24 protein-coding genes are annotated in these 24,590 nt (G+C 56.9%); 15 read left to right on the plus strand and 9 right to left on the minus strand.

Features of this window, described 5'->3' with window-relative positions:
- Positions 1-6: 6 nt before the first annotated feature.
- The 3 genes from J4D97_RS13170 to J4D97_RS13180 form a co-directional block, all read right to left on the minus strand.
- On the minus strand, positions 7-1,158 hold the full coding sequence (locus J4D97_RS13170; protein WP_208307954.1) for a DegT/DnrJ/EryC1/StrS family aminotransferase: 1,152 nt from the start codon (positions 1,156-1,158) through the stop codon (positions 7-9).
- Between the two features lie 69 nt (positions 1,159-1,227).
- Positions 1,228-1,908, minus strand: a complete 681-nt coding sequence (locus tag J4D97_RS13175) for an acetyltransferase (RefSeq protein WP_208307955.1) — start codon at positions 1,906-1,908, stop codon at positions 1,228-1,230.
- Positions 1,905-2,552 (minus strand): sugar transferase, encoded by a 648-nt coding sequence (locus tag J4D97_RS13180; protein ID WP_208307956.1) that lies wholly within the window; start codon positions 2,550-2,552, stop codon positions 1,905-1,907. Before J4D97_RS13180 ends, J4D97_RS13175 begins: the two co-directional genes overlap by 4 nt.
- 125 nt (positions 2,553-2,677) lie before the next feature.
- Here J4D97_RS13180 and ispE point away from each other — a divergent pair, with 125 nt between their 5' ends.
- The gene (gene ispE, locus J4D97_RS13185) at positions 2,678-3,490 is read left to right on the plus strand and encodes a 4-(cytidine 5'-diphospho)-2-C-methyl-D-erythritol kinase (RefSeq protein WP_208307957.1); all 813 of its coding nucleotides are present in this window, start codon (positions 2,678-2,680) and stop codon (positions 3,488-3,490) included.
- 153 nt (positions 3,491-3,643) lie between these two features.
- Here the strand turns inward: ispE and J4D97_RS13190 are convergent, their stop codons facing one another.
- The 3 genes from J4D97_RS13190 to tgt all read right to left on the minus strand — a co-directional run bounded on the left by J4D97_RS13190 (position 3,644) and on the right by tgt (position 6,941).
- On the minus strand, positions 3,644-4,552 hold the full coding sequence (locus J4D97_RS13190) for a DMT family transporter (RefSeq protein WP_208307958.1): 909 nt from the start codon (positions 4,550-4,552) through the stop codon (positions 3,644-3,646).
- Between the two features lie 91 nt (positions 4,553-4,643).
- The gene (locus J4D97_RS13195; RefSeq protein ID WP_208307959.1) at positions 4,644-5,720 is read right to left on the minus strand and encodes an LptF/LptG family permease; all 1,077 of its coding nucleotides are present in this window, start codon (positions 5,718-5,720) and stop codon (positions 4,644-4,646) included.
- Between the two features lie 90 nt (positions 5,721-5,810).
- Positions 5,811-6,941, minus strand: a complete 1,131-nt coding sequence (gene tgt, locus J4D97_RS13200; RefSeq protein WP_208307960.1) for a tRNA guanosine(34) transglycosylase Tgt — start codon at positions 6,939-6,941, stop codon at positions 5,811-5,813.
- A 177-nt stretch (positions 6,942-7,118) separates the two neighbouring features.
- On the opposite strand from tgt, the gene J4D97_RS13205 reads away from it, so the two are divergent.
- From J4D97_RS13205 to rsmG, 3 genes are all read left to right on the plus strand, one after another.
- Positions 7,119-8,252 carry a glycosyltransferase gene (locus J4D97_RS13205; RefSeq protein WP_208307961.1) on the plus strand — a complete coding sequence of 378 codons (1,134 nt, stop codon included), beginning with the start codon at positions 7,119-7,121 and terminating at the stop codon, positions 8,250-8,252.
- Positions 8,243-8,866 (plus strand): RNA polymerase sigma factor, encoded by a 624-nt coding sequence (locus J4D97_RS13210; RefSeq protein ID WP_185282661.1) that lies wholly within the window; start codon positions 8,243-8,245, stop codon positions 8,864-8,866. Before J4D97_RS13205 ends, J4D97_RS13210 begins: the two co-directional genes overlap by 10 nt.
- Positions 8,867-9,100: 234 nt before the next feature.
- Positions 9,101-9,724, plus strand: a complete 624-nt coding sequence (rsmG, locus tag J4D97_RS13215; RefSeq protein ID WP_185282662.1) for a 16S rRNA (guanine(527)-N(7))-methyltransferase RsmG — start codon at positions 9,101-9,103, stop codon at positions 9,722-9,724.
- 161 nt (positions 9,725-9,885) lie between these two features.
- On the opposite strand, the gene J4D97_RS13220 is transcribed toward rsmG, so the two are convergent.
- On the minus strand, positions 9,886-10,869 hold the full coding sequence (locus J4D97_RS13220) for a YheT family hydrolase (RefSeq protein WP_208307962.1): 984 nt from the start codon (positions 10,867-10,869) through the stop codon (positions 9,886-9,888).
- Positions 10,870-11,055: 186 nt separating this feature from the next.
- On the opposite strand from J4D97_RS13220, the gene rpsT reads away from it, so the two are divergent.
- Positions 11,056-11,313 (plus strand): 30S ribosomal protein S20, encoded by a 258-nt coding sequence (rpsT, locus tag J4D97_RS13225; protein WP_185282664.1) that lies wholly within the window; start codon positions 11,056-11,058, stop codon positions 11,311-11,313.
- A 245-nt stretch (positions 11,314-11,558) separates the two neighbouring features.
- Here rpsT and pyk read toward each other — a convergent pair whose 3' ends face one another.
- Both pyk and J4D97_RS13235 read right to left on the minus strand, forming a co-directional pair.
- Complete coding sequence (pyk, locus tag J4D97_RS13230) at positions 11,559-12,998, minus strand: pyruvate kinase (protein ID WP_208307963.1); 1,440 nt, start codon at positions 12,996-12,998, stop codon at positions 11,559-11,561.
- Between the two features lie 121 nt (positions 12,999-13,119).
- Positions 13,120-13,548, minus strand: a complete 429-nt coding sequence (locus tag J4D97_RS13235) for an IPExxxVDY family protein (RefSeq protein ID WP_185282666.1) — start codon at positions 13,546-13,548, stop codon at positions 13,120-13,122.
- Positions 13,549-13,710: 162 nt separating this feature from the next.
- Between J4D97_RS13235 and J4D97_RS13240 the strand changes: the two genes are divergently transcribed.
- The 10 genes from J4D97_RS13240 (at position 13,711) to lgt (ending at position 24,475) form a co-directional block, all read left to right on the plus strand.
- Positions 13,711-13,947: an acyl carrier protein gene (locus J4D97_RS13240; RefSeq protein ID WP_073109216.1), complete on the plus strand. Its 237-nt coding sequence runs from the start codon at positions 13,711-13,713 to the stop codon at positions 13,945-13,947.
- Between the two features lie 103 nt (positions 13,948-14,050).
- Positions 14,051-15,304 (plus strand): beta-ketoacyl-ACP synthase II, encoded by a 1,254-nt coding sequence (gene fabF / locus J4D97_RS13245; RefSeq protein ID WP_185282667.1) that lies wholly within the window; start codon positions 14,051-14,053, stop codon positions 15,302-15,304.
- Positions 15,305-15,330: 26 nt separating this feature from the next.
- Entirely contained in the window at positions 15,331-16,053 is a 723-nt protein-coding gene (gene rnc / locus J4D97_RS13250; protein ID WP_343217097.1) for a ribonuclease III, read from the plus strand.
- Positions 16,054-16,299: 246 nt separating this feature from the next.
- Entirely contained in the window at positions 16,300-17,811 is a 1,512-nt protein-coding gene (gene gndA / locus J4D97_RS13255) for an NADP-dependent phosphogluconate dehydrogenase (RefSeq protein ID WP_243900292.1), read from the plus strand.
- 36 nt (positions 17,812-17,847) lie between these two features.
- Positions 17,848-19,368 (plus strand): glucose-6-phosphate dehydrogenase, encoded by a 1,521-nt coding sequence (zwf, locus tag J4D97_RS13260; RefSeq protein ID WP_208307981.1) that lies wholly within the window; start codon positions 17,848-17,850, stop codon positions 19,366-19,368.
- Positions 19,368-20,096 carry a 6-phosphogluconolactonase gene (pgl, locus tag J4D97_RS13265; RefSeq protein WP_208307964.1) on the plus strand — a complete coding sequence of 243 codons (729 nt, stop codon included), beginning with the start codon at positions 19,368-19,370 and terminating at the stop codon, positions 20,094-20,096. The genes zwf and pgl overlap by 1 nt, the downstream gene beginning before the upstream one ends.
- Before the next feature lie 181 nt (positions 20,097-20,277).
- On the plus strand, positions 20,278-22,251 hold the full coding sequence (gene nadE / locus J4D97_RS13270) for an NAD(+) synthase (RefSeq protein ID WP_208307965.1): 1,974 nt from the start codon (positions 20,278-20,280) through the stop codon (positions 22,249-22,251).
- A gap of 306 nt (positions 22,252-22,557) precedes the next feature.
- Positions 22,558-23,190, plus strand: coding sequence for an RNA polymerase sigma factor (locus J4D97_RS13275; RefSeq protein ID WP_208307966.1), 633 nt, complete (start codon positions 22,558-22,560; stop codon positions 23,188-23,190).
- Positions 23,183-23,482 (plus strand): hypothetical protein, encoded by a 300-nt coding sequence (locus J4D97_RS13280; RefSeq protein ID WP_208307967.1) that lies wholly within the window; start codon positions 23,183-23,185, stop codon positions 23,480-23,482. The genes J4D97_RS13275 and J4D97_RS13280 overlap by 8 nt, the downstream gene beginning before the upstream one ends.
- An 84-nt stretch (positions 23,483-23,566) precedes the next feature.
- Positions 23,567-24,475, plus strand: a complete 909-nt coding sequence (lgt, locus tag J4D97_RS13285; protein WP_208307968.1) for a prolipoprotein diacylglyceryl transferase — start codon at positions 23,567-23,569, stop codon at positions 24,473-24,475.
- The last annotated feature ends 115 nt before the right edge of the window (positions 24,476-24,590 follow it).

Raw genomic sequence — 24,590 nt, forward strand, 5'->3', positions numbered from 1 at the left:
AAAGGCCTAAGAAGGGGCGGGCAAAACTTCGCGCACGGCCTCTACCACGCGGACCAGATCCTCATCCGTTAGAGAGGAGCCGGAGGGTAGGCACAAGCCGCGGGCAAACAAATTGGCGCAGACGGTGCCGCCGTACATGGGTGCTCCGGCAAAAAGTGGTTGCAGGTGCAGCGGCTTCCAGAGCGGTCGGCTCTCGATATTACGCGTTTCGAGGTGTTGGCGCAACTGCTCGGGCGTGACCGGAGCGGTAGCCGGGTCGAGAAGCACGGTAGTGAGCCAGCGGTTGCTGCGGCCGCCCGCGGGCTCGGTGGGCGCGAAGCTCAGGCCCAGCAGCTCACGCAGCTTGTCTTGGTACCAAGCAAAAATTTCGCGGCGCTTCTTTACGCGGTCTTCGATTAGCTCCATCTGCCCGCGTCCGATGCCGGCCAACAGGTTGCTGAGGCGGTAGTTGTAACCAACCTCCGAATGCTGGTAGTGGGCCGCAGGGTCTTTGGCTTGAGTGGCCAAGTGCAGCGCCCGGCGGGCGTGGTCGGCGTTGTTGGTCACCAGCACGCCGCCCCCGCTGGTAGTCAGAATCTTATTGCCATTAAACGAGAAAAGACCCACGTCGCCAAACGTGCCCAACAGCCTACCCTGGTAGCGTGAGCCAAGGGCTTCGGCGGCGTCTTCCAGCACTGGAATAGCATATTCGGTGGCTATAGCTAGCACCTCCGTAAGCTGAGCGGGCATGCCATAGAGGTGCACTAGGATGAGTGCTTTGGGCTTGCGGCCTAGGCGCAACCGGTCTTCGATGGCCGTGCGCAGTAGGGTAGGGTCAATGTTCCAGGTGGTAGGCTCACTATCCACAAACACCGGTGTGGCACCTAGGTATAGAATGGGGTTGGCCGTGGCCACGAAGGTGAACGACGGGCACAGCACTTCGTCGCCCGGACCTACCCCTAACAGTTGCAAACCCAGGTGGATAGCGGCTGTGCCCGAGGTAAGCGCCACCGCGTGCGCCGCGCCAGTGTATTGACAAATGTCCTGCTCAAAGCCCGTGAGGTTAGGACCAACAGGGGCTACCCAGTTGTCTTCAATAGCCTTATGCAGATAATTCAGCTCGTGGCGGCCCAGGTGTGGGGGCGAAAGGTAAATTCGGTCGTAATCCTGGCTGCGCATGAAAAGCGGAAGGTGATAGCAAGGCGGGGAAGGTACGCAGGAACGGCTAAAACGCCGTGATGTCGCAATTTATACGGCCTTATGTTGTTTTATAACAGCGGCCGGCACGCCCACGGCCGTGCAGTGGGCCGGCAGGTCGCGGACGGCTACGGCGCCTGCGCCCAGAGTCGTGTGTGCCCCTACCGTCACTTGGTTGAGCACCGTGGCATTGGTACCTAGATACACTCCCGCGCCCAGGTGCGCTTCGCCACCCACGTTGGCGTGGGGCATCAAGGAGCAAAAATCTTCCAGCACGGCATCGTGGCCTACCGTGCAGCCCAAGTTGAGCAGCACGTAGTTTCCTAACTGAATATCCGTTGTTAGAATGCAGCCGTGGGTGATGATGCAGCCCGCCCCAAAGCGCAGACGCTGGTAGGACTGGCAGGCTACGCTAGGGTGAATGAGGGTAGGAAACGACAGAAGGGGCGAGGTGAGCCGGGCCACGATGGCGGCTCGGCTGCGGCTACTGCCCACGGCCACGGCCACGGCTAGGGGCTCAGGGGTAGCGTTAAGGTCGGCGGTGGTGCCGAGGTAGGGTAGGTCGTACAGGGTAGGGGTGGCGGGCGGCTGGTCGTCGTAGAAGCCGCGTAAGTCCCAGGCGGGCCGTGCCTCGTTGAGCTGGCGCACCAATACTAGCACCTCGCGGCCCAAACCGCCCGCGCCGAAAATGACCAGGGGAAATAGCGGGGACGGCGTAAGAATTTCGCTCATAAAGTAGTTGGTGGGGGCGAGCCAGTGAAAGCAGTGGTAGTGGCCTGGCCAGCGGCGGTGATGCCCTGCGCACCGAGCACCCGCTTAACCGTTTGTAGCAGAATTTGCAGATCCAGCCCTAAGCTTAGGTGGTCCACGTACCACACATCATACCGGAATTTTTCTTCCCAACTAATGGCGTTGCGGCCGTTTACCTGTGCCCAGCCCGTGATGCCCGGCCGTACGTGGTGACGCCGCGCCTGCTCGGGCGAGTACAGTGGCAGGTATTGCATCAGCAAGGGGCGCGGGCCTACCAGGCTCAGGTCGCCGCGCAGCACGTTCCAGAGTTGCGGCAATTCGTCGAGGGAGGTGGCGCGCACCCAGCGGCCAAGGCGGGGTAGGCGCTCGGCATCGGGTAGGAGGTGGCCGTAGGCGTCGCGGGCCTCAGTCATGGTTTGTAGCTTGTACAGCGTGAACAGCTGCCCATCGAAGCCGGGGCGCTGCTGCCGGAATAACACGCGCCCCTGATTTTGTACAGCCAGCAGTGCAGCGGTGCCGAGCAGCAGCGGGGCCGTAAGCACCACCAGCGGCGCTGCCAGCAAAACATCCAGCAGGCGCTTGCCGCGGCGGCTATACCAAGAAGCTGGGGTAGGGAGGTGGGCCATGCGTGCCGCAAAAATACGGTTTCTGTGACGGAGAAGCCGTAGCTTCGCCGCGGGCTGCGCCGGTGGTGTAGCCGTTTATCTACCAACGGGCGCCCTGGCACCGGGCGCCTGCAAGGCGCCCCCACATGCTTGTTTTTCCCAATGCCAAGCTCAACCTTGGCCTCTACGTTACCGGCCAGCGACCCGACGGCTTCCGCAACCTTGAATCGGTGTTTCTACCCTTGCCCTGGACCGATGCCCTAGAAGCTCTGCCCGCCCCAGAAACCACACTTACGCTCACTGGCTTGCCCATTCCCGGCGACCCGGCCACCAACCTCTGCCTGCGTGCCTATGAGCTGCTGAAAGCCGATTTCGACTTGCCGCCCACGCAATTGCACCTGCACAAAGTGGTACCCATTGGGGCCGGGCTAGGCGGCGGCTCGGCCGACGCGGCGTTTGCGTTGCGGGCCCTGAATGACCTGTTCAGCCTACAGCTTTCCACCGAAACGCTTGTTGGCTACGCCCGGCGCCTGGGCTCTGATTGCGCCTTTTTCATCGAAAACAAACCCGTTTTTGCTCACGAGAAAGGCGACGTGTTTCAGCCCATCGACCTCAATCTGACCGGTACGCCCTGCGTAGTGGTCTACCCTAACCTGCACATCAGCACTGCCGAAGCTTACGCCCGCGTGGTGCCCGCTACGCCCCGTCACGACTTGCGCGAGGCGCTTTCGCAACCTATGGAAACGTGGCGCCATACCATCAGCAATGATTTTGAGGATGCCCTCACGCCAGTGTACCCAGTGCTGGGCAGCATCAAGCAGCAACTGTATGATGCGGGCGCTACCTACGCCAGCTTGTCGGGCTCAGGCTCGGCGGTGTATGGGTTGTTTGCGGGTAGGGAAGAAGCCCCCGCGTTGAAGTGGCCCACAGAGTACACCACGTGGCACGGCCGGCTGTAGGGGCGCCTTGCAGGCGCCCGTCGTTGCTGACGCTGGTGCTTATTTCTCGCTGATAACCGGTCATTTCGAACGGAGTGAGAAATCTCGCGTGCAGCGGTAATCTCAATCGGTAGGAAACTACCAGGAACAACGATGGGTGCCTGCAAGGCGCCTCTACACCAGCACCTCAGCCGCGGCGGGCTGGCGCTGACGGCGCTTGTTCCACTGGTCCAGCACCGGATGAATTAGGACGCTGAACAGGATGATGGCCGTGCCCACGTAGAAACCGGCCGACATCTTCTCATGGAAAAAATACACGGCCAGCAAAATGCCGTACACGGGCTCCAGATTGATGGTGAGGTTGACTACGAAGGCCGAAATGCGCTTCATCAGTTCCACGGAGGCTGAGAAAGCATATACCGTGCACACGCCCGCCAGCACTAGCAATAGCCACCAATCGTTGCCGTGCATAGACAAGTGTAAGCCCGCGCCGTTGGTGAAATAGAGGCTGTAGAAGGGTAGGAATAATAAGATGCTCAGGCAGGCCCCGGTCATCTCATAAAAGGTGAGTTGGGTAGGCGTATGCCGCTTCACGAATTTGGAATTGAGCACGCTAAACAGCGCCGACAGCCCCGCCGACACAATGGCCACGCTCAGCCCCAATAACTGGTTCAGCTCAGCCTGCGACACAATATAAAGCCCCACCATCGTGAGCAGCCCCAGCCCTACCTCGTAAAAACGCACCGGCCGCCACAGAATAAGGGGTTCCAGCAACGATGTCCACAGGGCCAGGGTAGCCAGGCCCGCCAGACACACGCTCACCGACGACAGCCGCGCCGCCAGGAAAAAGGTAATCCAGTGCGCCGCTACCAGCGCGCCTACCCCCATCAGCCGCGCCGTGTCGGCCGCACCTATCCGCCACGACTGCCGGCGCATCAGCAGCAACCCCAGCAGCCCTATGCTGGCCAGCAACGTGCGCCAGAATACCAACTCCACCGGCGGCAACGAAATCAGTTTGCCCAAAATGGCCGTGAAGCCCCAGAGCAACACAATAAAATGCAGCCGCAGGTAATCTTTTAACATAAAAGTGGGTGAGTGACTGAGTGATTGTTTTAAGTGTGTGAAATGTGGCAGTGAGAACAATTACTTATTCACTCATCCACTCAGTCGCTCGTTAGCGCGGTACAAACCGGTAGAGGCCGGCGCCGATGCAGGAGAAAACGATACTAGGCATCCAAGCGGCTAGCATGGGGTGCATGTCGCCCACGCTGGCCAGGTTGCGGCCCAGAATCACGAAAATGATAAACAAGAAAGCTAGCACGAAGCCCAACGCAATTTGCCCACCTACCCCGGCCCGCGACTTGCGCGAGCTCAGAATCACGCCGATAGCCGTGAGAATAACGATGGCGAAGGGGTAGGAATACCGCTCATATTTCTCGCTGAGGTACTGCTGCGTGTCGTCGGCGCCGCGGTCTATCTTCTGCTGAATAAACTCGTTCAGCTCGGGCAGCGTCATGGTTTCGGCCAGGCGGTATTTGCTGGCGAAGTCCTTGGGGTAGAGGTTGAGCGTGGTATCGCGGGCGGGGATGGTGAGCAAGTTTTCCTGCTGCCCATCGATGGTGCGCACCAGCTGCGGCGAGAGGTGCCACACGTGCTTGGTAGAGTCCCAGCTGATAGCATCAGCCGTGAGGCGGCGACGTAGCTTGGTGCCATCAATGGTTTCTAGGGCAAAATGGTAGCCGATGTTGCTGGTGTTGTCGTAGCTCTCCATATAGGCGTAGCTCCGCTCGCCTACCTTCATGTGCACGTTGCGGGCACTAAAGTGATACGGGCGCTTCACGTACAGCCGCTCAAAATTGACGCGGGTTTTGTTGGCCACCGGAATCACCCAACCAATCAGCCCAAACGTAGCACCGCCAATAATAGCTCCACCCACCAGGTAGGGTAGCAATAGCCGGTTGAAGCTCATACCGCTGGCCAGCATGGCCACAATCTCAGTGCGCTCGGCCAGCCGTGCTGTCACAAACACCACCGCAATAAACACCGTGATGGGCGACAGCAGGTTGGCGAAATAGGGAAACAGATTGACGTAATATTCCAACATAATCTGCTTGGCAGGCAGATTATGCTGAATAAACTTGTCGTTCTTCTCCGTGAAATCCACCACGCAAATCACGCTCACCAGCAATAGCACCGTGAACACGAACGCCGTGAGGAATTTCTGGATGATGTATTTATCGAGGAGCCGCATGAGTTTAGCTGATAGCTAATAGCTGTTAGCTATTAGCCTTCTGTATAGAATAAATAAGCTAACAGCTATCAGCCATCAGCTAATAGCTTGCTATAAGCGTGTCATCACCTGCTTCACCATCTTGTCCTTCCATTCGCGGAAGGTGCCGGCCAGGATTTGCTCCCGCGCTTGGCCTACTAGCCACAGGTAGAAGCTGAGGTTATGGATAGAGGCAATTTGCGGGCCGAGCATCTCCTGGCTCTGAAACAGATGGCGCACGTAGCTGCGTGAGTAAAACGTACTGACGTAGCCACCTAGTTCACGGTCAATCGGCTCGAAGTCGGTAGCCCATTTCTTGTTGGTGATATTCATGATACCCTGCGTGGTGAACAGCATGCCGTTGCGGGCATTACGGGTCGGCATCACACAGTCAAACATATCTACGCCCAACGCTATATTTTCCAGAATATTGGCCGGCGTGCCTACCCCCATCAGGTAGCGCGGCTTGTCCTGAGGTAGGATGTCGCAGACCAGCTCGGTCATTTCGTACATCAGCTCGGCGGGCTCGCCCACGCTCAGGCCACCAATGGCGTTGCCTTCGCGCTGCTGCTCGGCCACAAACTCAGCAGACTTCACGCGCAAATCCTTGAACGTGCTACCCTGCACAATCGGGAACAGCGTTTGGTCGTAGCCGTAGTGGCCCTCGGTACTGTCGAAGCGGGCAATGCAGCGCTTCAGCCAGCGGTGCGTCATGTCGAGGGAGCGGGCGGCGTAGTCGTACTCACAGGGCCAGGGCGTGCACTCGTCGAAGGCCATCATAATATCGGCCCCAATGGTGCGCTGAATGTCCATCACGCCCTCGGGCGAAAACAGGTGCTGCGAGCCGTCGATGTGGGAGCGAAACTTCACGCCCTCTTCCTTGATCTTGCGCGTGCCGCTGAGTGAGTACACCTGATACCCGCCCGAGTCAGTAAGAATAGGCCGGTCCCAGCCGTTGAACTTGTGCAGGCCACCGGCTTGGCGCAGCACATCCAAGCCGGGGCGCAGGTAGAGATGGTAGGTGTTGCCGAGGATGATCTGCGCCTTGATGTCGTCCTTCAGGTCGCGCTGCTGCACAGCTTTCACGGTGCCGGCTGTGCCAACGGGCATGAAAATGGGCGTTTGAATAGCCCCGTGCGCGGTGTGCACTACACCAGCGCGGGCTTTGGACTGCGGGTCCTGGGCAACTAAATCGAAAGTCATATAAGCAAGAGCCTTTCTCGCAGAGATTCGCGGAGGCAGGGGCAGAGGTTCGCAGTGTGTTTGTAATACCGACACTGCGAACCTCTACGCCTCCCTCCGCGAACCTCTGCGAGAAATGTACGGTAGGAATTTACAAAGGTAACTAATGCCTACTTTTGCCTGCTTATCCTGTTTGCTGTGTTGCCACTTCCTTTTTCCCCGCTGGTATGGCTGCTGCTGGCGTGTGTGCTGGTGCAGCTGTTCTACTTCGCTTACTATTTCCTACCCTTCGCCAACCGGCCACCCGAGCCGGCAGCCGACGCACCCGGCCCCGATGAAGAGCCCGTTTCCATTCTCATCTGCGCCCGCAACGAGCTAGACAATCTGCGCCAGTTGATGCCGTTGTTGCTCCAGCAGGACTACCCCGCCGGCTTCGAAATCATTCTCGTCGATGACCGTTCCAGCGACGAGACCTACCTCTATGTGCAGCAACTCGCGCAGTACTACCCCCACGTGCGGCTGGTAGAAGTGCGCCGCACCCCCGATGGCCTGTCGCCCAAAAAATATGCGCTTACCCTAGGCATCAAAACCGCCCGCTACCCGCGCCTGCTGTTCACCGATGCCGATTGTATACCCGCTACCAATCAGTGGCTCAGGCTGATGCAACGCGGCTTTGCCCAACCCGCCGACATGGTGCTGGGCTACTCTGCCTACACGCCTGCGCCGGGCCTGCTCAATAAGCTGATCCGTTTTGAAACCTTAGTCACCGGAGCACAGTATTTGTCGTTTGCCTGGCGTGGTAAGCCCTACATGGGCGTGGGCCGCAACTTGGCCTACACGCAGCAAACCTTCCGCTCCACCAAAGGGTTTGCATCTCACATTCGCAGCCTGAGCGGCGACGACGACCTGCTGGTGCAGGATGCCGTAGCCCAGGGCGCCCGGGTGGCCGTAGTGGCAGAGCCCAGCGCCCATACCCTCAGTGAGCCAGCTGCACAGTGGGGCGCTTGGTGGCGACAAAAACGTCGGCATTTGTCGGCGGGTAAGCGCTACCGCTTCGCCGATAGATGGCGAGTAGGAAACTTTATTGGTACTAATCTGCTTTTTTATTTCACTGCATTTGGACTGTTATTTTCCCGCCCCGATTGGATACCTTTGGCTGTCTTATGGTCGTTACGGACCGGTATCATGTTTCTGACCTATCACCAATTGGGTCGCCGCCTTGATGACCGCCTACCCCCGGCGCTGTTGCCTTTGCTCGACGCCATCTATTCTTTCTACTATCTAGCCCTGGGAATCTCGCTGTTCCTTCACCGCACGCTCCGATGGAAGTAAACAATCAGGAAATACAAAAACAGTTCTCCGCCAAAGCCAAGCACGATTTCAAGCTGATTCGTGCTGCCGTAGAGCAAGGTGATGAGAAGGCCTACGCCGAGTTGATGCAGATCTACAAGAAACCCGTGTACCACGTGGTATTGAAGATGGTGCGCAACGCCGACGACGCCGAAGACCTCACCATCGAGGCCTTCGCCAAAGCCTTCCGCAATCTGCACAAGTTCAATCCCGAGTACGCGTTTAGCACGTGGCTGTTCCGCATCGCCACCAATAACTGCATCGACTTTATTCGCAAGAATAAAATCAAAACGATGTCAATTGACTCGGCCATCAAGATTGACAATGGCGACGAAATCACCATCGATTTCCGCGACGGCAACCTCAATCCGGCCGAAAACGCCATCAAAAATCAGAAAATCGAAATCATGCAGCACGTGGTATCACGGCTGCCCGATAAGTACCAGCGCCTCGTGACGTTACGCTACTTCGATGAGCTGAGCTACGAGGAAATCGCACAGGAGCTGAAAGCGCCCCTAGGTACCGTGAAAGCCCAGCTACACCGTGCCCGCGAGCTGCTCTATGACATGGTGAAAAATAAGAAGCACATTATCTGATGTGCTGATTGTTGATAAGTTGATGATTGATTTGAAAAGCCCTGGCCTCGGTCGGGGCTTTTTGTTTGGGTTGAAACCATCTGTCATCCTGAGCGGAGCGAAGGACCTTCTCACGCCGGAACGAACCGTTGAACAATTGATGAAAGAACGACTCTTTTCGGCGTGAGAAGGTCCTTCGCTCCGCTCAGGATGACAGTGTAGTTACTATGTAGCTGCACTATCTTTGCCCACATCATGGACATCCTCTTCAACTACTTTCCTACCCTCACCGACCACCAGCGTGACCAGTTCCGCCAGCTTGAAACCGAGTTCCGCGGCTGGAATGAGCGCGTGAACCTCATCGCCCGCACCGACGTGGAGAACCTGGCTGAGCGCCATTTTCTGCACTCGCTGGGTATTGCCAAGGTCATAGAATTCCCGGCGGGCTCGTCGGTGCTGGATGTGGGTACGGGCGGTGGCCTGCCCGGCTTGCCGTTGGCTATTTTGTTTCCCGAGGTGAAATTTCACTTGGTAGACAGCATCGGCAAAAAGATTCGAGCGGTAGAAGGAATGGCCGAAGCGCTGCACCTCACCAACGTCACGGCCGAGCAAATTCGTGCCGAGCAGCTACACACCAAATACGACTACATCGTGAGCCGCGCCGTGGCCCGCCTCGCTACCTTCCATACCTGGATTGCGCACCGCTACAAGCCTCACGCCGCTGCCAACAGTGGCCTCTATTACTTGAAAGGCGGCGACCTAACCGAAGAAATTGCCGAATCAGGCCTGAAAGCGCATAGTACAGATCTGAGCGACTTCTTCAACGAAGAGTTCTTTGAAACGAAGAAGGTAGTGTTTGTGCCGAGTCAAAAGGCATAAGAGTTGAGTGGTGAGTTAAAAGAAACGTGTGTCATCCTGAGCTTGCGAAGGACCTTATCACTCAAAGACGATTCGTTGTTACGATAGTCGTTCAACTGGCATAAGATCCTTCGCAAGCTCAGGATGACACACGTGTTTTACTACGCATTACTTTTCTTTTCCTACCCCGGCACTTCTACCGTCAGAAACTCTACGGCCCGGCGTTCGGAGTAATACTTCCCATCGGGTGTGCCTTCGGCAAAGCCTACGTGGCCGCCAGCGGGTGGCGTTTCTAGGAATACGTACTGGCTGCGCGCTGCTATGTCGCGAGGGTAGCAGGTAGGCGCCAGGAAAGGGTCGTTCTGGGCGTTTACGAGGAGGGTAGGGATGCGGATATGGCTGAGGTAGCGGCCAGAGCTGGCCGTCTCGTAGTATTCGTCGGCCGATTGAAAGCCGTGCATGGGTGCCGTAAACCGGGCGTCAAACTCCGGGAAATCGCGCAGTAAGTCAATGCCCTCCAAATCCACTTGGCCGGGTAGCAACTCGGCCTTCTGTCGCATCTTAGCCCGCAACGATTTCATGAAGCGCGTCATATACACGCGGTTTTCGGGCCGGGCAATCTGGTAGGAGCTGGCTTTTAGATCGGTAGGTACCGAGAAAACGGCTGCCCGCGCCACTTTCGGTGGCACACGCTCGGGGTTTTCACCTAGGTACTTCAGCGTCACGTTGCCACCAGCTGAGAAACCCGTTAGAAACACACGTTGGTAGCGGCCAGTAGCCAGCGCGTATCGAATCACGAAATCCAGGTCATCGGTGTCGCCGAGGTGGTAGGAGCGGAGCAGGCGGTTCATCTCGCCACTACAGCTGCGGTAGTTCCAAGCCAGCGCGTCGAAGCCCGCATTGTTCAAGGCTCGCACCATGCCACGCACATAGGGCCGCGAGGCGTCGCCTTCCAGCCCATGCGATACAATGCCCAGCGTGTCGCGGGCGTTGCCAGCCGGCCGCGACCAGTCGAGGTCCAGAAAGTCACCGTCTTCTGTTTCTATCCGCTCGCGTTGGTAGTGCACCTCTGGCACCGAGCGCCACAGGCTGGGCACAATGGTTTGTAAATGACCATTGAACAAATAAAATGGTGGTCGGTAACGGGATTCAGCAATAAAAGGCATGGCAGTTTAGGAGGGGTAGCAAGCAAGCACAGAAGCGTGGAAGTTGTTTCGTGCCATCTGATGTATTCCCGTGAAATAGCAGACTGTGCGCAAATCTGGCTTAGTCGTTTGTTAATTCCAACGAAAGCCGTACCTTTGCCACCCCAACTGAACTGAAACAGAGCAGAACGTACCTATTTCAACCCCATGGCAAACCACAAATCGGCCCTCAAGCGCATCCGTTCCAACGAAGCTAAGCGCGTATTGAACCGTTATCAGGCTAAATCGACCCGTACCGCTATCAAGAAACTCCGCGCTACCACGGTGCAATCCGAGGCACAGGAGCAGCTGAAGAAGGTTTCGTCGATGCTGGACCGGCTGGCTAAAAAGAACATCATTCACAAGAACAAAGCCGCTAACAATAAGTCGAGCCTGGCTAAGTTCGTAAGCTCGCTGGCCGCCTAAGGCGACTCTCTCCAGCGTTCCTGCTCTTTTTAATAGAAAAGGCCCTGCGTGCAAACGCAGGGCCTTTTTGTCTGAACCACGGATTACAGCGGATTTTGTGGACGGTTTGCTGATGTCGTGCATCATTGTTCTGGCTACCTGAGCGGTAGCAACATAAAAAGCGGCTGCCTATTGTAGGCAGCCGCTTTCAGTAATAATCGTCCAAAAAATCCGTGGAATCCGCTGTAATCAGAGCGAATCCGTGATTAAGCGACGCTTACCTTCACCATGTTGGTCTTACCTTTTTCCGTAATCGGCATAGAGGCGGTATTGATGAACACGTCGCCTTTTTGCAGGTGGCCGGTAGTGGTCAGGATGTTCTTGAGGTCGTCGATGGTGCTGTCGGTGCTGTTCATGCGGTCGTAGTAGAATGAACGTACCCCCCACACCAGGCTTAGGACTGTGAGTAGTTCGCGGCTGTCGGTGAAGATGAAGATATCGGCCTTAGGGCGGTATTTCGACAGTTGGAAAGCGGTATAGCCGCGGTGCGTCATGCCGGTAATAGCCTTGGCACCCGTGTTTTTGGCCAAGTGGCCCGCCGCCGACAACAGACTATCCACCATAAAACCGGGCGAGTTGGAATCGATAGGCACCCAATGGTTGAAGATAGTTTCCGACTTGCTTTCCACGCTCCGGATGATGGCCCCCATCTGCCGGATTACCTCAATGGGGTAGGCGCCCACGGCGGTTTCGGCGGAGAGCATCACGGCGTCGGTACCGTCGAGCACGGCGTTGGCCACGTCGTTGGTTTCGGCGCGGGTAGGGCGGGGGGCCGTAATCATGCTCTCCATCATCTGGGTAGCCACAATCACGGGTTTGCCGGCCTTATTGCACTTCTGAATAATCATTTTCTGCGCCAGCGGTACTTCACCACCGGCAATTTCCACGCCCAGGTCGCCGCGGGCTACCATCACGGCATCCGTGAGGGCAATGATTTCGTCGACATTGCGCAGGCCCTCGGGCGTTTCGATTTTGGCTATGACGCGGGTCTGCTTGCCGGCTTCGGCAATCAGCGACTTAATAAAACGAATGTCTTCGGCGCGGCGCGCAAACGACAAGGCCACCCAGTCCACGTCGTTTTCCAGGCCAAACTTCAAGTCGGCAATGTCCTTCTCCGTCATCGACGGGGCCGACACGTCGGAGTCGGGGAGGTTGATGCCTTTGCGGGGCTTCACGGTGCCGCCGTAGATAACTTCCACGTCTACCTCTTTCTCGCGGTCGGTGGCCAGCACGCGCAGCTCAATCTTGCCGTCGTCAATCAGAATTGCGTCGCCGGGCTTCACGTCGCGGGCCAAGCCCAGGTAGATCGTGCTCAGGCGCTCCGCTGTGCTGATTTCCTTTTCGCCACACACCAGCTTAATCTTGTCGCCGGCCTTGATTTCTACACTACCGCCTTCAACCTCACCCAAGCGGATTTTTGGTCCCTGCAAATCCTGCAACAGGCCCGTGTTGGTGCGCAGGTCTTTGTTCAAGCGACGCACCGTATTAATAACGTTCAGGTGCGTTTCGTGCTCACCGTGCGAGAAATTCAGGCGGAACACGTTGACACCCTCACGAATAAGGGCGCCCAGACGCTCGTACGTATCAGAAGCCGGACCAACGGTGGCTACAATCTTGGTTTTATTGAAATGAGGACGTGGTTCCATGCAAGAGAAGAAGAGAATGGTATGTCTGGTGGTACGAAAAAACAGGTAAAGTGCGGGGCGCAGTGCTACAAAGGTAGCGGAACCTAGGGCTTCTGCCCCAGGGCAATAGGATAAGGGGGGGTTAGAAAAACAAATTCTCCTTGAATTCCAGTTGGTTAGGGTCTAGCTGACACACATGTTGTACGTCTTCTAGCGCTGTAAGGCGTGCTAGCACCTGCTCCGGTGCCAGCGTGCCCGTGCCGTTGCTGATTTGTAGTAGGTAGTCGTACTGCCTCACATCGGGTGCGAGGTAGGGCTTTTTGAGGGTAGAGGGCGCCACCGAGCGGTTGCGAAACAGGCGTAACGTGCACGTGTGCGTGGTGTGCAGATAATTGCTGATCACCAGCCGACCGCGGCTGAGCAAATCGTAGATGATATCCTGCTGTTTTACTAGGCGCAGGCGCAGGTCGGCATTCAGCAGCCAGGCCAGGCGATGCTCTCGGGTAGAGGAAACCAGGCCAAATAACTCGAAGTCGCAGTCGTATTCAAAGTCGAGAGTCAGGGTTTTCATCGGCTGAGTATCAAGGGAAAACAAGCAAAAGTAGGGAGGCGCTAAACGCGTTGGAACCAGCCCGGCCATAATGTTGTACCTGTAAGATTAGACCGGGTTTGTTTGACAATGTTAGCGAAGATGGTGTTATTTGTGCCTAGTTTTCCTCAAACCCCCACGGAAATGTCTGAAATCGCAGAAAAAGTAAAAGCCATTATCATCGATAAGCTAGGTGTAGAAGCTTCGGAAGTAACGCCAGAGGCTAGCTTCACCAACGATCTGGGCGCCGACTCGCTCGATACCGTTGAGTTGATCATGGAATTTGAAAAAGAGTTTAACGTGTCTATCCCCGACGATCAGGCTGAAAACATTGCTACCGTAGGGCAGGCAATCAGCTACCTCGAGGAGCACGCTAAGTAGTCGTTCGCGACTTCTTTTTACGGCTTATAGCTCATCGGCCGGCTTGCCGCCGGCCGTTTTGCTTTTCCCACCCTTTCCTATTCTTTCGTTTCTTCCTTAGCCTATGTCTCTTCGGAGAGTTGTTGTGACCGGCATTGGGGCCATTACCCCACTTGGCAGCACGGCCCCCGCCTACTGGGAGGGCCTGGCGCAGGGCGTGAGCGGCGCGGGGCCTATCACCCGTTTCGACGCCAGCAAGTTCAAAACGCGCTTCGCCTGCGAAGTGAAAAATTATACCCCCGACGACTACTTCGACCGCAAGGAAGGTAGGAAGATGGACCTCTTCACGCAATTTGGTGTGATTGCCAGCGATGAAGCCATTAAGGACGCTGGTTTGCACGAGAGTGGCGTTAATAAAGATCGGGTAGGCGTGATTTGGGGCTCTGGCATCGGTGGCCTCACCACCTTCCAGCAGGAATCTTTCAACTTTGCCAAGGGCGACGGCACGCCGCGCTACAACCCGTTCTTCATTCCGAAGATGATTGCTGACTCCTCGTCGGGCAACATCTCTATCAAGAACGGCTTCCGCGGCCCCAACTTCGTGACCACGTCGGCTTGTGCTTCTTCGTCCGACTCCATCGTATCGGCCTACAATTACATCCGTTTGGGGATGGCCGATGTGGTCGTAACCGGTGGCTCGGAGGCGGCTATTACCGAGGCCGGGGTAGGAGGCTTTAATGCCCTGAAGGCCATGAGCGAGCGGAACGATGACCCTGCTACCGCCTCGCGCCCTTATGATAAGGACCGCGACGGATTTGTATTGGGCGAAGGAGGCGGCGCGCTGGTAGTAGAAGACTACGAACACGCGAAAGCCCGCGGCGCGAAAATATACGCCGAAATCATTGGCGGTGGCCTGTCTTCGGATGCCTACCACATCACGGCGCCTGACCCTACGGGCGAGGGTGTAGTGCTGGTGATGCAGAACGCCCTGCGTGATGCTGGCATCACGCCGGAAGATGTAGACTACATTAACACCCACGGCACCAGCACGCCGCTGGGCGATGGCGCCGAAATCAAGGCTATTCAAAAGGTGTTTGGTGAGGCCGCGTACAACCTCAACATCTCCTCCACCAAAAGCATGACCGGCCACTTGCTAGGCGGCGCGGGTGGTATTGAGGCCGTAGCCAGCATTCTGGCCATTCAGCACGGCATCATTCCGCCTACTATTAATCACTTCACGGACGACCCGGAACTGGATGCGCGGCTGAACTTCACCTTTAACGAGGCGCAGAAACGCGAGGTGAACATTGCCGTGAGCAATACGTTCGGGTTTGGCGGCCACAACACATCGGTGGTCTTCCGTAAATTCCGCGACTAATGCCGAGGCCCGGTCAGCCCTTGCCTGTGTTTGGATTTTTTCGGCGGTTGCTGGGGCACGACCGGGCCTTTCGGCAGGCCATTACCACGATGACGGGCGTTTCGCCCGACAACGTGCGCGTGTATCGGCTGGCATTTACGCACTCCTCGGTGGTGCGGCAGCAGCCAGAGCAAGGCAGGCACCAGAGCAACGAGCGCCTGGAGTTTCTGGGCGATGCTGTGCTGGGGACCATCGTGGCCGAGTACCTGTTTCGTAAGTTTCCCTACGAGCAGGAAGGCTTCCTGACGGAGATGCGCAGCCGCATCGTCAACCGCGAAAGCCTCAACCAGCTTGCCCTCAAGCTAGGCCTTGATAAGCTGGTGCAGCTGGATGCAACTCAGGGTAGGGCAGCCCGCTCGCGCTCCGTGAACGGCAACGCGCTGGAGGCCTTGGTTGGCGCCGTCTACCTCGACCAAGGCTATAAGGTAGCCCGCAAATTCGTGCTCAGCCGCCTGATTAAGCCCTTTGTGGATGTGAAGTCGTTGACCGAAACCACATCCAACTTCAAAAGCAAACTCATCGAGTGGGCACAGCGGCAAGGCAAGGTAGTGCGCTACGAGTTGGCCGGCGAGCCACGCGGGGGCGGTGTGATGGAGTTTTCGGCCACGCTGTTCGTTGATGAAGCTGTGGTGGCAACAGGAATGGGCCTCTCAAAGAAACAGGCGGAGCAACTGGCCGCCGAACGCGCCCTAACCGCACTGGGTCTGTAATCATCTTACTATCAATGTCAAAAGCCGGCTGCTTGCCCAATAAAAGGGTAGGCGGCCGGCTTTTTATTTATCATCTGAGCCAGAGTTTACGTACACCCTACCCAACTGCAGGCAGTCCTGACCTGAAACCATGCCCTACTTCAATGGTTAGAGACGGGTAGGACGTCTGCTGCCAATTACTACCTTCGCGGCATCTGCTTCCGCATTTCATCTCACACCTAACACCGCTAGAAACTTTCTTTCCCAATGAGCGCACCACAACCAAAAAACTACGCCTTCGGCATGATTGGCCTGGGTACTATGGGCCGCAACTTGCTGCTAAACATGGCCGACCACGATTTTTCCGTGGCTGGCTATGATAAGGACACCAGCAAAATTCCGCTGCTGCACAAGGAAGCCAACGAAGACGGGGTAGAAAATGTGGAGGGCTTTTCGGACCTGGGTGCTTTTGTGCAAAGCCTGGCCAAACCCCGCGTGGTGATGATGCTTGTGCCAGCCGGCAAGATTGTGGACAGCGTAATCTCAGAAATTACGCCCCTGCTCGACCAAGGCGATATGCTGATTGATGGTGGTAACTCCTATTTCTTGGATACTACGCGCCGAGCGCAGGAACTGGAAGTGAAAGGGCTGCATTTCTTCGGGATGGGCATTTCGGGTGGGGAGGAAGGCGCGCGGCGCGGTCCCAGTATGATGCCGGGCGGCGACCAGGATGCCTACCAGAAGATGAAACCTGTGCTGGAGGCTGTAGCGGCCAAAGTAGGCGGTGAGCCGTGCGTGACGTACATCGGGCCGGGCGCTTCTGGCCACTTTGTGAAAATGGTGCACAACGGCATCGAGTACGGCATTATGCAGCTGCTGGCCGAGACGTATGATGTAATGAAAAACGGCCTGGGCATGAGCAATGAAGCTATGCAGCAGGTATATGCCAAGTGGAACGAGGGCCGCTTGCAGTCTTTCTTGGTAGACATCACCAAGGACATTTTTGCCTACATCGCCCCCGACACCGACCACCTGCTGCTAGACGACATCAAAGACGAAGCCCGCTCCAAGGGAACCGGCAAATGGACTTCGCAGATTGCGATGGACCTACAAGTGCCTTTGTCGCTAATTGACGAAGCAGTAGCCATGCGCGATTTATCGAAGTATAAATCGCTGCGTGAGGAAATGGAAAAGGTGTATCAGGCACGTCCTACCCCCAGCAAAGAAGACCAGGAGCAGCAACTGCAAGAGTTGGAGCAGGCCATGTACTTCAGCATGATCATCGCCTACGCCCAAGGCATGCACATGCTAGCTCGTGCTTCGGAAGAGTACGCGTATAACCTGAACCTGGCCAATATTTCTAAAATCTGGCGTGGGGGCTGCATTATTCGCTCCGAGTTCCTGAATACTATCTACAACGCTTATCAGCAGAAGCCTGATCTGGCCCACTTGCTGCTCGATGACAACGTGCGCCAGCAGGTGCAGGAGTCGGTAGCCGGGGCACGTGCGGTGGTAGCGCGCGCGGCCACGATGGGTATTGGTACACCCGCGTTGGCTGCTTCGCTCAGCTACTTCGACACGCTGCGCACCGGTCGGATGCCTTCCAACCTGATTCAGGCCCAGCGCGACTACTTTGGTGCGCACACCTACGAGCTCATTGGACACGAGGGCGTGTTTCACACCCAGTGGACGCCCTCGCACGAAGCCGCCGAAAACAAAGAAGATACGCACCGCGGTACTGGCACCGAGAATGAAACGCCGGTTACGCCCAACAAATAATTCGTGTCTTCCACCATCACTCGCTACGACTTACGCATGAGTAATAAAGATAAAATCCGGCCGACCATTTTTGTCATCTTCGGGGGAACCGGCGATTTGAACGCCCGCAAGCTGGCACCGGCACTGTATAATTTGTTTCTGGATGGGTGGCTCCCTGCGCAGTTCGCTATCCTGAGCACGGGCCGCACCAAGCTAACAGACGAAGCCTACCGTGACAGGGTGAAGGAAGACATCAACAAGTTTTCGCGTCGTGGCAAGGCAGGGCTGGAGAAGTGGGAGGAGTTTGCGCAGCACCTGACCTACCAGGTATCCGACCTGAACGATGCGGCTACCTACACGCAATTTGGCGAGCGGGTGGCCGAGCACGAAGCCGAGTGGAACACTACGGCGCAGGTGATTTACTACCTGGCCGTATCGCCCAACTTCTTCCCCATCATCGCCCGCAACCTCTCGGAAGCCAAGCTGGCTGACGACCCCGACCGCGTGCGCATTGTGATTGAGAAGCCGTTTGGGCACGATCTGGAAACGGCCAAGGAGCTAAACGACCTGCTGGCTGGTATTTTTCAGGAGCGTCAGATCTACCGCATCGACCACTACCTGGGCAAGGAGACGGTGCAGAATATCATGGCCTTCCGCTTTGCCAATGCCATTCTGGAGCCGCTCTGGAACCGTAACTACATTGAGCACGTGCAGATTTCCGTGACCGAGCAGTTGGGCATGGGCGAGCGGGGCGACTACTATGACGGCTCGGGTGCCCTGCGCGATATGATCCAAAACCACCTGTTGCAGCTGCTGTGCCTAGTGGCCATGGAGCCGCCCGTGAGCTTTGAAGCCGACGAAGTGCGCAACCGTAAGGTAGATGTACTGCGCGCTATGCGCCGCTTTGGACCGGAAGAAGTGCGTTCGGCCGCTGTGCGCGGGCAGTATGCCAAGGGGTGGGTAGAGGGAAAAGAAGTGCCTGGCTACCGCGAAGAAAACAAGGTAGACCCCGACTCGAACACCGAAACCTTTGCCGCTATCAAGTTCTTCGTGGATAACTGGCGCTGGCAGGGCGTACCGTTCTACCTGCGCACGGGCAAGCGTTTGCATCGCTCGGCGTCCATCATTACCATTCAGTTTAAAGACGTGCCCCACCTGATTTTCCCAACCGAATCGGCGGAGGCGTGGCACCAGAACCGGCTGGTTATCAGTATTCAGCCCGAAATGAGCATTCGCTTGCAAGTGCAGGCCAAGCGCCCCGGCTTGGATATGGTGCTGAATCGGGTAGACATGGTGTTCGACTACCAAGGTACTTATACCAACGATACGCCCGAGGCCTACGAAACCCTGCTGCTGGACACGATGCTCGGCGACCAAACGCTGTTTATGCGCGGCGACCAAGTAGAAGCTGCATGGGACCTTATTATGCCGATTCTCAATGCCTGGGAAAACAAAAAGAGCATGAACTTCCCTAACTATTCTGCTGATTCGTGGGGACCAGAAATTGCCGAGGCGCTCATTGCCCGCGACGGTTACCATTGGTTTACGCTACCCCTTCACGATAAAAAAGAGTGCTAATGGCTATTCGCGTTTTTAAATCGTCGGAGGTAGCATCGCGGGCGCTGGCAGAGTATTTTGTGGCGACTGGCAACGAGGCCATTGCGGCGCGTGGTCGGTTTGCAGTGGCGCTGTCGGGCGGGTCGTCGCCCAAAAAGTTGTTTGAGCTACTGGCCGCTGACTACCGCGACCAACTAGCCTGGGATAAGGTGGATTTCTTTTGGGGTGATGAGCGCTACGTGCCGCACACCGACCCCAACAGCAATTACCTGATGGCCAAAAAAGCCCTACTCGACCCGTTGGACATTCAGCCGGCGCAAATCTTTGCCGTCGATACCAGCCTGAGCCCTTCGGAAGCGGCGGCCGCCTACACGCGCACGATGCAGCGCTATTTCGATAGCGAAAATTCCCTACCCCTCGATCTGGACTTGCTAGGGCTAGGCGACAACGCCCACACGGCTTCGCTGTTTCCGCACACCTCCGTGCTCACCGACGAAAGCGTGAGCGTGCAGGCGCTTTATATCGAAGAAGTGCAGGCCAACCGCGTTACCATGACGGCCCCGCTGCTGAATCAGGCCCGTGCCACCGTGTTTTTGGTGTACGGTGAGGGCAAGGCCGAAGCCGTGCGGCAAATCTTGGAAGAGGAGTGTGATATCCAGCGCTACCCTGCTCAACTGATCCAGCCCGAAAATGGTAACGTCACGTGGTTTCTGGACGAAGCTGCCGCCAGCAAGCTGACACAGAAGTAACTTTTTACTTATATAGAACGTCATGCCTCATCTGGCGTCTGGTTGCCGAAGCACCTCGCGTGCTGATGTTGGATACTATCTTCCGTCAGCGCTCGAGGTGCTTCGGCAACCAGACGCCAGATGAGGCATGACGTTCTGACGTTATTTATATTCACAATTTCACCTTTACAACTTCATTCTTATGCGTATCGCCGGCGCAGCGCTTAACCAAATTCCTTTTGCGTGGCAGCATAACCTGCGCACCATTCGCACGGCCATCGAGCAGGCCCAGGAGTCGGGGGTAGAGTTGCTGTGTTTGCCCGAGCTATGCCTGACCGGCTACAATTGCGAAGATTTGTTTCTGAGCGATTGGCTGTGCGAAGCGGCACTGGAATATTTGCAGCAAATCCTGCCCTGGACTGAAGGCATTCTGGTGTGTGTGGGCCTACCTGTGCGGCTGGAAGGACGCACCTACAACACCAGTTGCGTGCTGCGCGATGGTGAGATTTTGGGCTTTGCGGCTAAGCAGTTTCTGGCCAACGACGGCGTACACTACGAAACGCGCTTTTTCTACCCCTGGCTGGCTGGCGAAACCACAACCGTGCGCTGGCAGGGCCACGAATGGCCGCTCGGCGACCTAACCTTCGAGCACAAAGGCGTACGTTTCGGCTTCGAGATTTGCGAAGATGCCTGGCGCCCCGACAACGTGCGCCCCGCGTCCCGGTTGCAGGGTAGGGTAGACCTGATTGTGAATCCCTCGGCCAGCCATTTTGCCATGAGCAAAACGGACTTGCGTTATAAGCTGGTGCTCAACGCTTCGCGCAATTTTCATTGTACCTACCTCTACGCCAACCTGCTCGGCAACGAAGCCGGCCGCATCATCTACGACGGCGAGATTCTGGTGGCCCGCGAAGGACATTTGCTGACACGCAATCAGTTGCTAAGCTTCAAGGAAGTGGATGTGGAATGTGTGGACGTGGATTTTGCCACGCCCCTGGAGCCAGCCGCCGAAATTCAGCCGCTCCCTACCCCCGACGAATATCTGGAATTGAACCAGGCCCTGAGCTTGGCCTTATTCGACTACATGCGCAAGGCCCGCACCCGCGGCTTCGTGCTGAGCCTATCGGGCGGGGCCGACTCGTGCATGTGCGCGGTTTCGGTGGCGGAAATGGTGCGGCTGGGCACGGCTGAGCTGGGCACGGCCGAGTTTATGCGCCGTACGGGCTGCTTCACGGCCGAGGATATTGTGGCCATTACCGGCCAGACGGAGGCGCCCACCGCGCAGGAGCACCGCGCTGCCGCCGACGGAACACCGCAGGAAGCGCCTTCGGATAACCTACCTAAAGCCAGCACCGAAGTAACCTCCGACGAGCAGCGCCAGACCAACCGCCGCATCACTGGCCGCCTGCTCACGTGCGCCTACCAGGGCACCGTCAATTCCTCCGACGACACCCTGAATTCGGCGCAGGAATTGGCCGAGGAGCTGGGTGCGGTGTTCTACAACTGGAACATCGACGACGAAGTAACGGGCTACGTCAGCAAAATAGCCGGTGCATTGGACCGCCCTCTTACCTGGCAAACCGACGACTTGGCTCTGCAAAACATTCAGGCGCGGGTGCGTGCGCCCGGCATCTGGTTGCTGGCCAACGTGCTCAACGCGTTGCTTATCACTACCTCCAACCGTTCTGAAGCCTCTGTAGGCTATTGCACCATGGACGGCGACACGGCTGGCAGCATTTCGCCCATTGCGGGTGTAGATAAAGCTTTCGTAAAGCAATGGCTGCGTTGGGCTGAGGTAGAGCGGCACTACCCTGCCCTGCGCCACGTGAATGCCCTGCAACCCACTGCCGAGCTGCGCCCCCTGGAAGAAAAGCAAACCGACGAGCGCGACCTGATGCCCTACGTGTTGCTCAACCGCATCGAGCGCCTAGCTTTCTACAACCGCCTCAGTCCGGCCCAGGTGCTCGCTACTCTACTCGAAGAAGACCCCACCGCCGACCGCGAACAATTGAAAGTCTACGTGAAGCGTTTCTTCTCCTTGTGGAGCCGCAACCAGTGGAAGCGCGAGCGGTACGCCCCCGCCTTCCACCTCGACGACTACAACGTGGACCCCCGCTCTTGGCTGCGCTTCCCCATTCTCAGCGGTGGCTATACCGAGGAACTAAACGCGCTGTAGCTATCCAGGCAGCAGGGCTCGTTTCTCAATGGGCATGGTATGATTCGCTGATGAAGCTGTTTATGAAGTCGTCAAACCGTCATGCTGCGCGTGCTTCGACAGGCTCAGCATGACGGTCGAATTGGTTCGGAATAACCTGCTAATTAGCTTATGTGAAAATATAGTTCTGTTTCACAAGTAGTTGTGTTTTATTTGAAGGAGCTGAGCAAGTTTTCTACAATGAGGGGGCCTAAGCTGATGTAACCCTGCTACCCACGGCTATGGCCGGAATAGGTAGGGCGCTATTTCCTTTTTTCTGCCTCCCGGATGTACACTCTTCCGCTGCCTGGTTTTCAACAAATACCTGCTGCCCCGCAACCTGCTTCGGTTTGCGCGGAGGCCGAGTTGATAGCCCACTTGCAGCAGGGTAGCGAAGCGGCATTTCGCACGTTGGTGGAGCGGTATCAGCACCGCATCTATCGCACGGTGCTGGCGCTGCTTTGCTCGCCGGAAGAGGCCGAAGACGTGGCGCAGGAAGTATTCGTGGAAGTCTACCAAACGATTGGCCGGTTCCGGGGCGAAGCGACCCTGGCCACTTGGCTCTATCGACTGGCTACCTCGCGGGCTCTCAAGCAGCAGCGCCGCGCCCGTGCCCGCAAGCGCTTCGCCTACCTAACCAGCCTGCTGGGCTTCGACAACCGCGTACTCTACGAACCAGCCGATAACGACCACCCCCAGGCCCAGTTAGAAGGCCGGCAACAGGTAGAGCTTCTGCGGGCGCACATCGCTCGGCTGCCCGACCAGCAGCAAGTGGCTTTCACCTTGCGCCACGAGCAAGAGCTGAGTTACGAGGAAATAGCCGCGGTGCTTAGTACCACCGTGTCCGCCGTAGAGTCGTTATTATTTCGCGCCCGCAAAACGCTTCGTCATCATCTTCAACCCACCCAACGCCATGTCTGATTCAACTAATCGCACGGAGGCCGATGAAGAATGGGAAACTCTGCTGCACCAGTGGCGAGCTGAAGTAGCTGTTCCGCCTCGCCCGTATTTTTACGGCCGGGTGCACACTCGGCTGGTGAATGCCGCAGCGAAGCGCCCGCCTTTGCGGACTTGGCGGCACTGGCCCGCCTACGCTGTTATGCTGGGCATTCTGCTGCTGCTTAGCGGCGATGATGGGGGTCTGCACGCCGTAAGCGGCGGAGCACAACAAGAAAACGCCGATCAACCTGAGGCCAGTTTCAGCGGTGAGTAGCCGCGCTGACCACGGCGCCTTAGCTGCCCGGCTACCAAATGGGAAGTGACTACCTTTGAATTTCTATCATCTTTTGCCTACCCTATGCTTTCTTTTCTTGCTGCCATCACTTGGGATGTGTCGCCTCTCATTGCTGAGTTTGGCCCCTGGGACTTAGGTTTGTTCACGCTGGGGCCGCTGGCCTTGCGCTGGTACGGGCTGCTGTTTATGTCGGGCTTTGTGGTGGGCACGTTTGTGCTGGCGCACATCTATAAGTCGGAGAAAGTGTCGCCGATGTGGGTGGATGTCATCACGATTTACGTGCTGATTGGTACCATCGTGGGTGCCCGATTAGGCCACGTACTGTTCTATCAACCTGAGATACTGAAAGATCCGCTGGAGGTGTTTAAGATATGGCACGGCGGTTTGGCTAGCCACGGCGCTACCATCGGTATTATCCTGGCTGTGTACCTGTTCAGCCGCAACAACAAGTTCGACATGCTCTGGACGCTCGACCGCATCGTGATTGTGGTGGCGTCGGGCGGGGCGCTCATTCGTTTGGGCAACCTGATGAACTCCGAGATTGTGGGCCGAGAAACCGACGTGCCGTGGGCCTTCATCTTCCTGCGCGACCGGGAACATTTCGTGAATGGTATTGCCGTGCCGCGCCACCCTACCCAGATCTACGAGTCGCTGTTCTGCGTGTTCTTGTTCTTCCTGCTCTACTTCATGTGGAACCGCACCAAGGAGCGCACCCCACGCGGGCAACTATTCGGGCTGTTTGTAGTGCTTCTGTTCACGTTCCGCTTTTTCGTGGAATTCCTGAAAGTAAGCCAGGTTGATTTCGAAAACAACCTACCCCTGGATATGGGCCAAATCCTGAGCATTCCCATGGTAGCCATTGGCTTCTGGGTGCTGCTACGCGCTGGCAAAGACCCCAAGAATCCCTACGGCTACGCCCCACGCGATTTAGGTAGGGAAGAAGAAAACCCCAAGCTGGCGCAGGCAAAATAGGGGGTGAAATTTGCTAGGTTAAGAGGTCATAATTGAAAACCGCCTGTCATCCTGAGCTGGCGAAGGACCTTCTCACGCGTGAGAAGGTCCTTCGCCAGCTCAGGATGACAGGCGG

The sequence above is a fragment of the Hymenobacter defluvii genome (assembly GCF_017589435.1).
Classification (GTDB): domain Bacteria; phylum Bacteroidota; class Bacteroidia; order Cytophagales; family Hymenobacteraceae; genus Hymenobacter; species Hymenobacter profundi.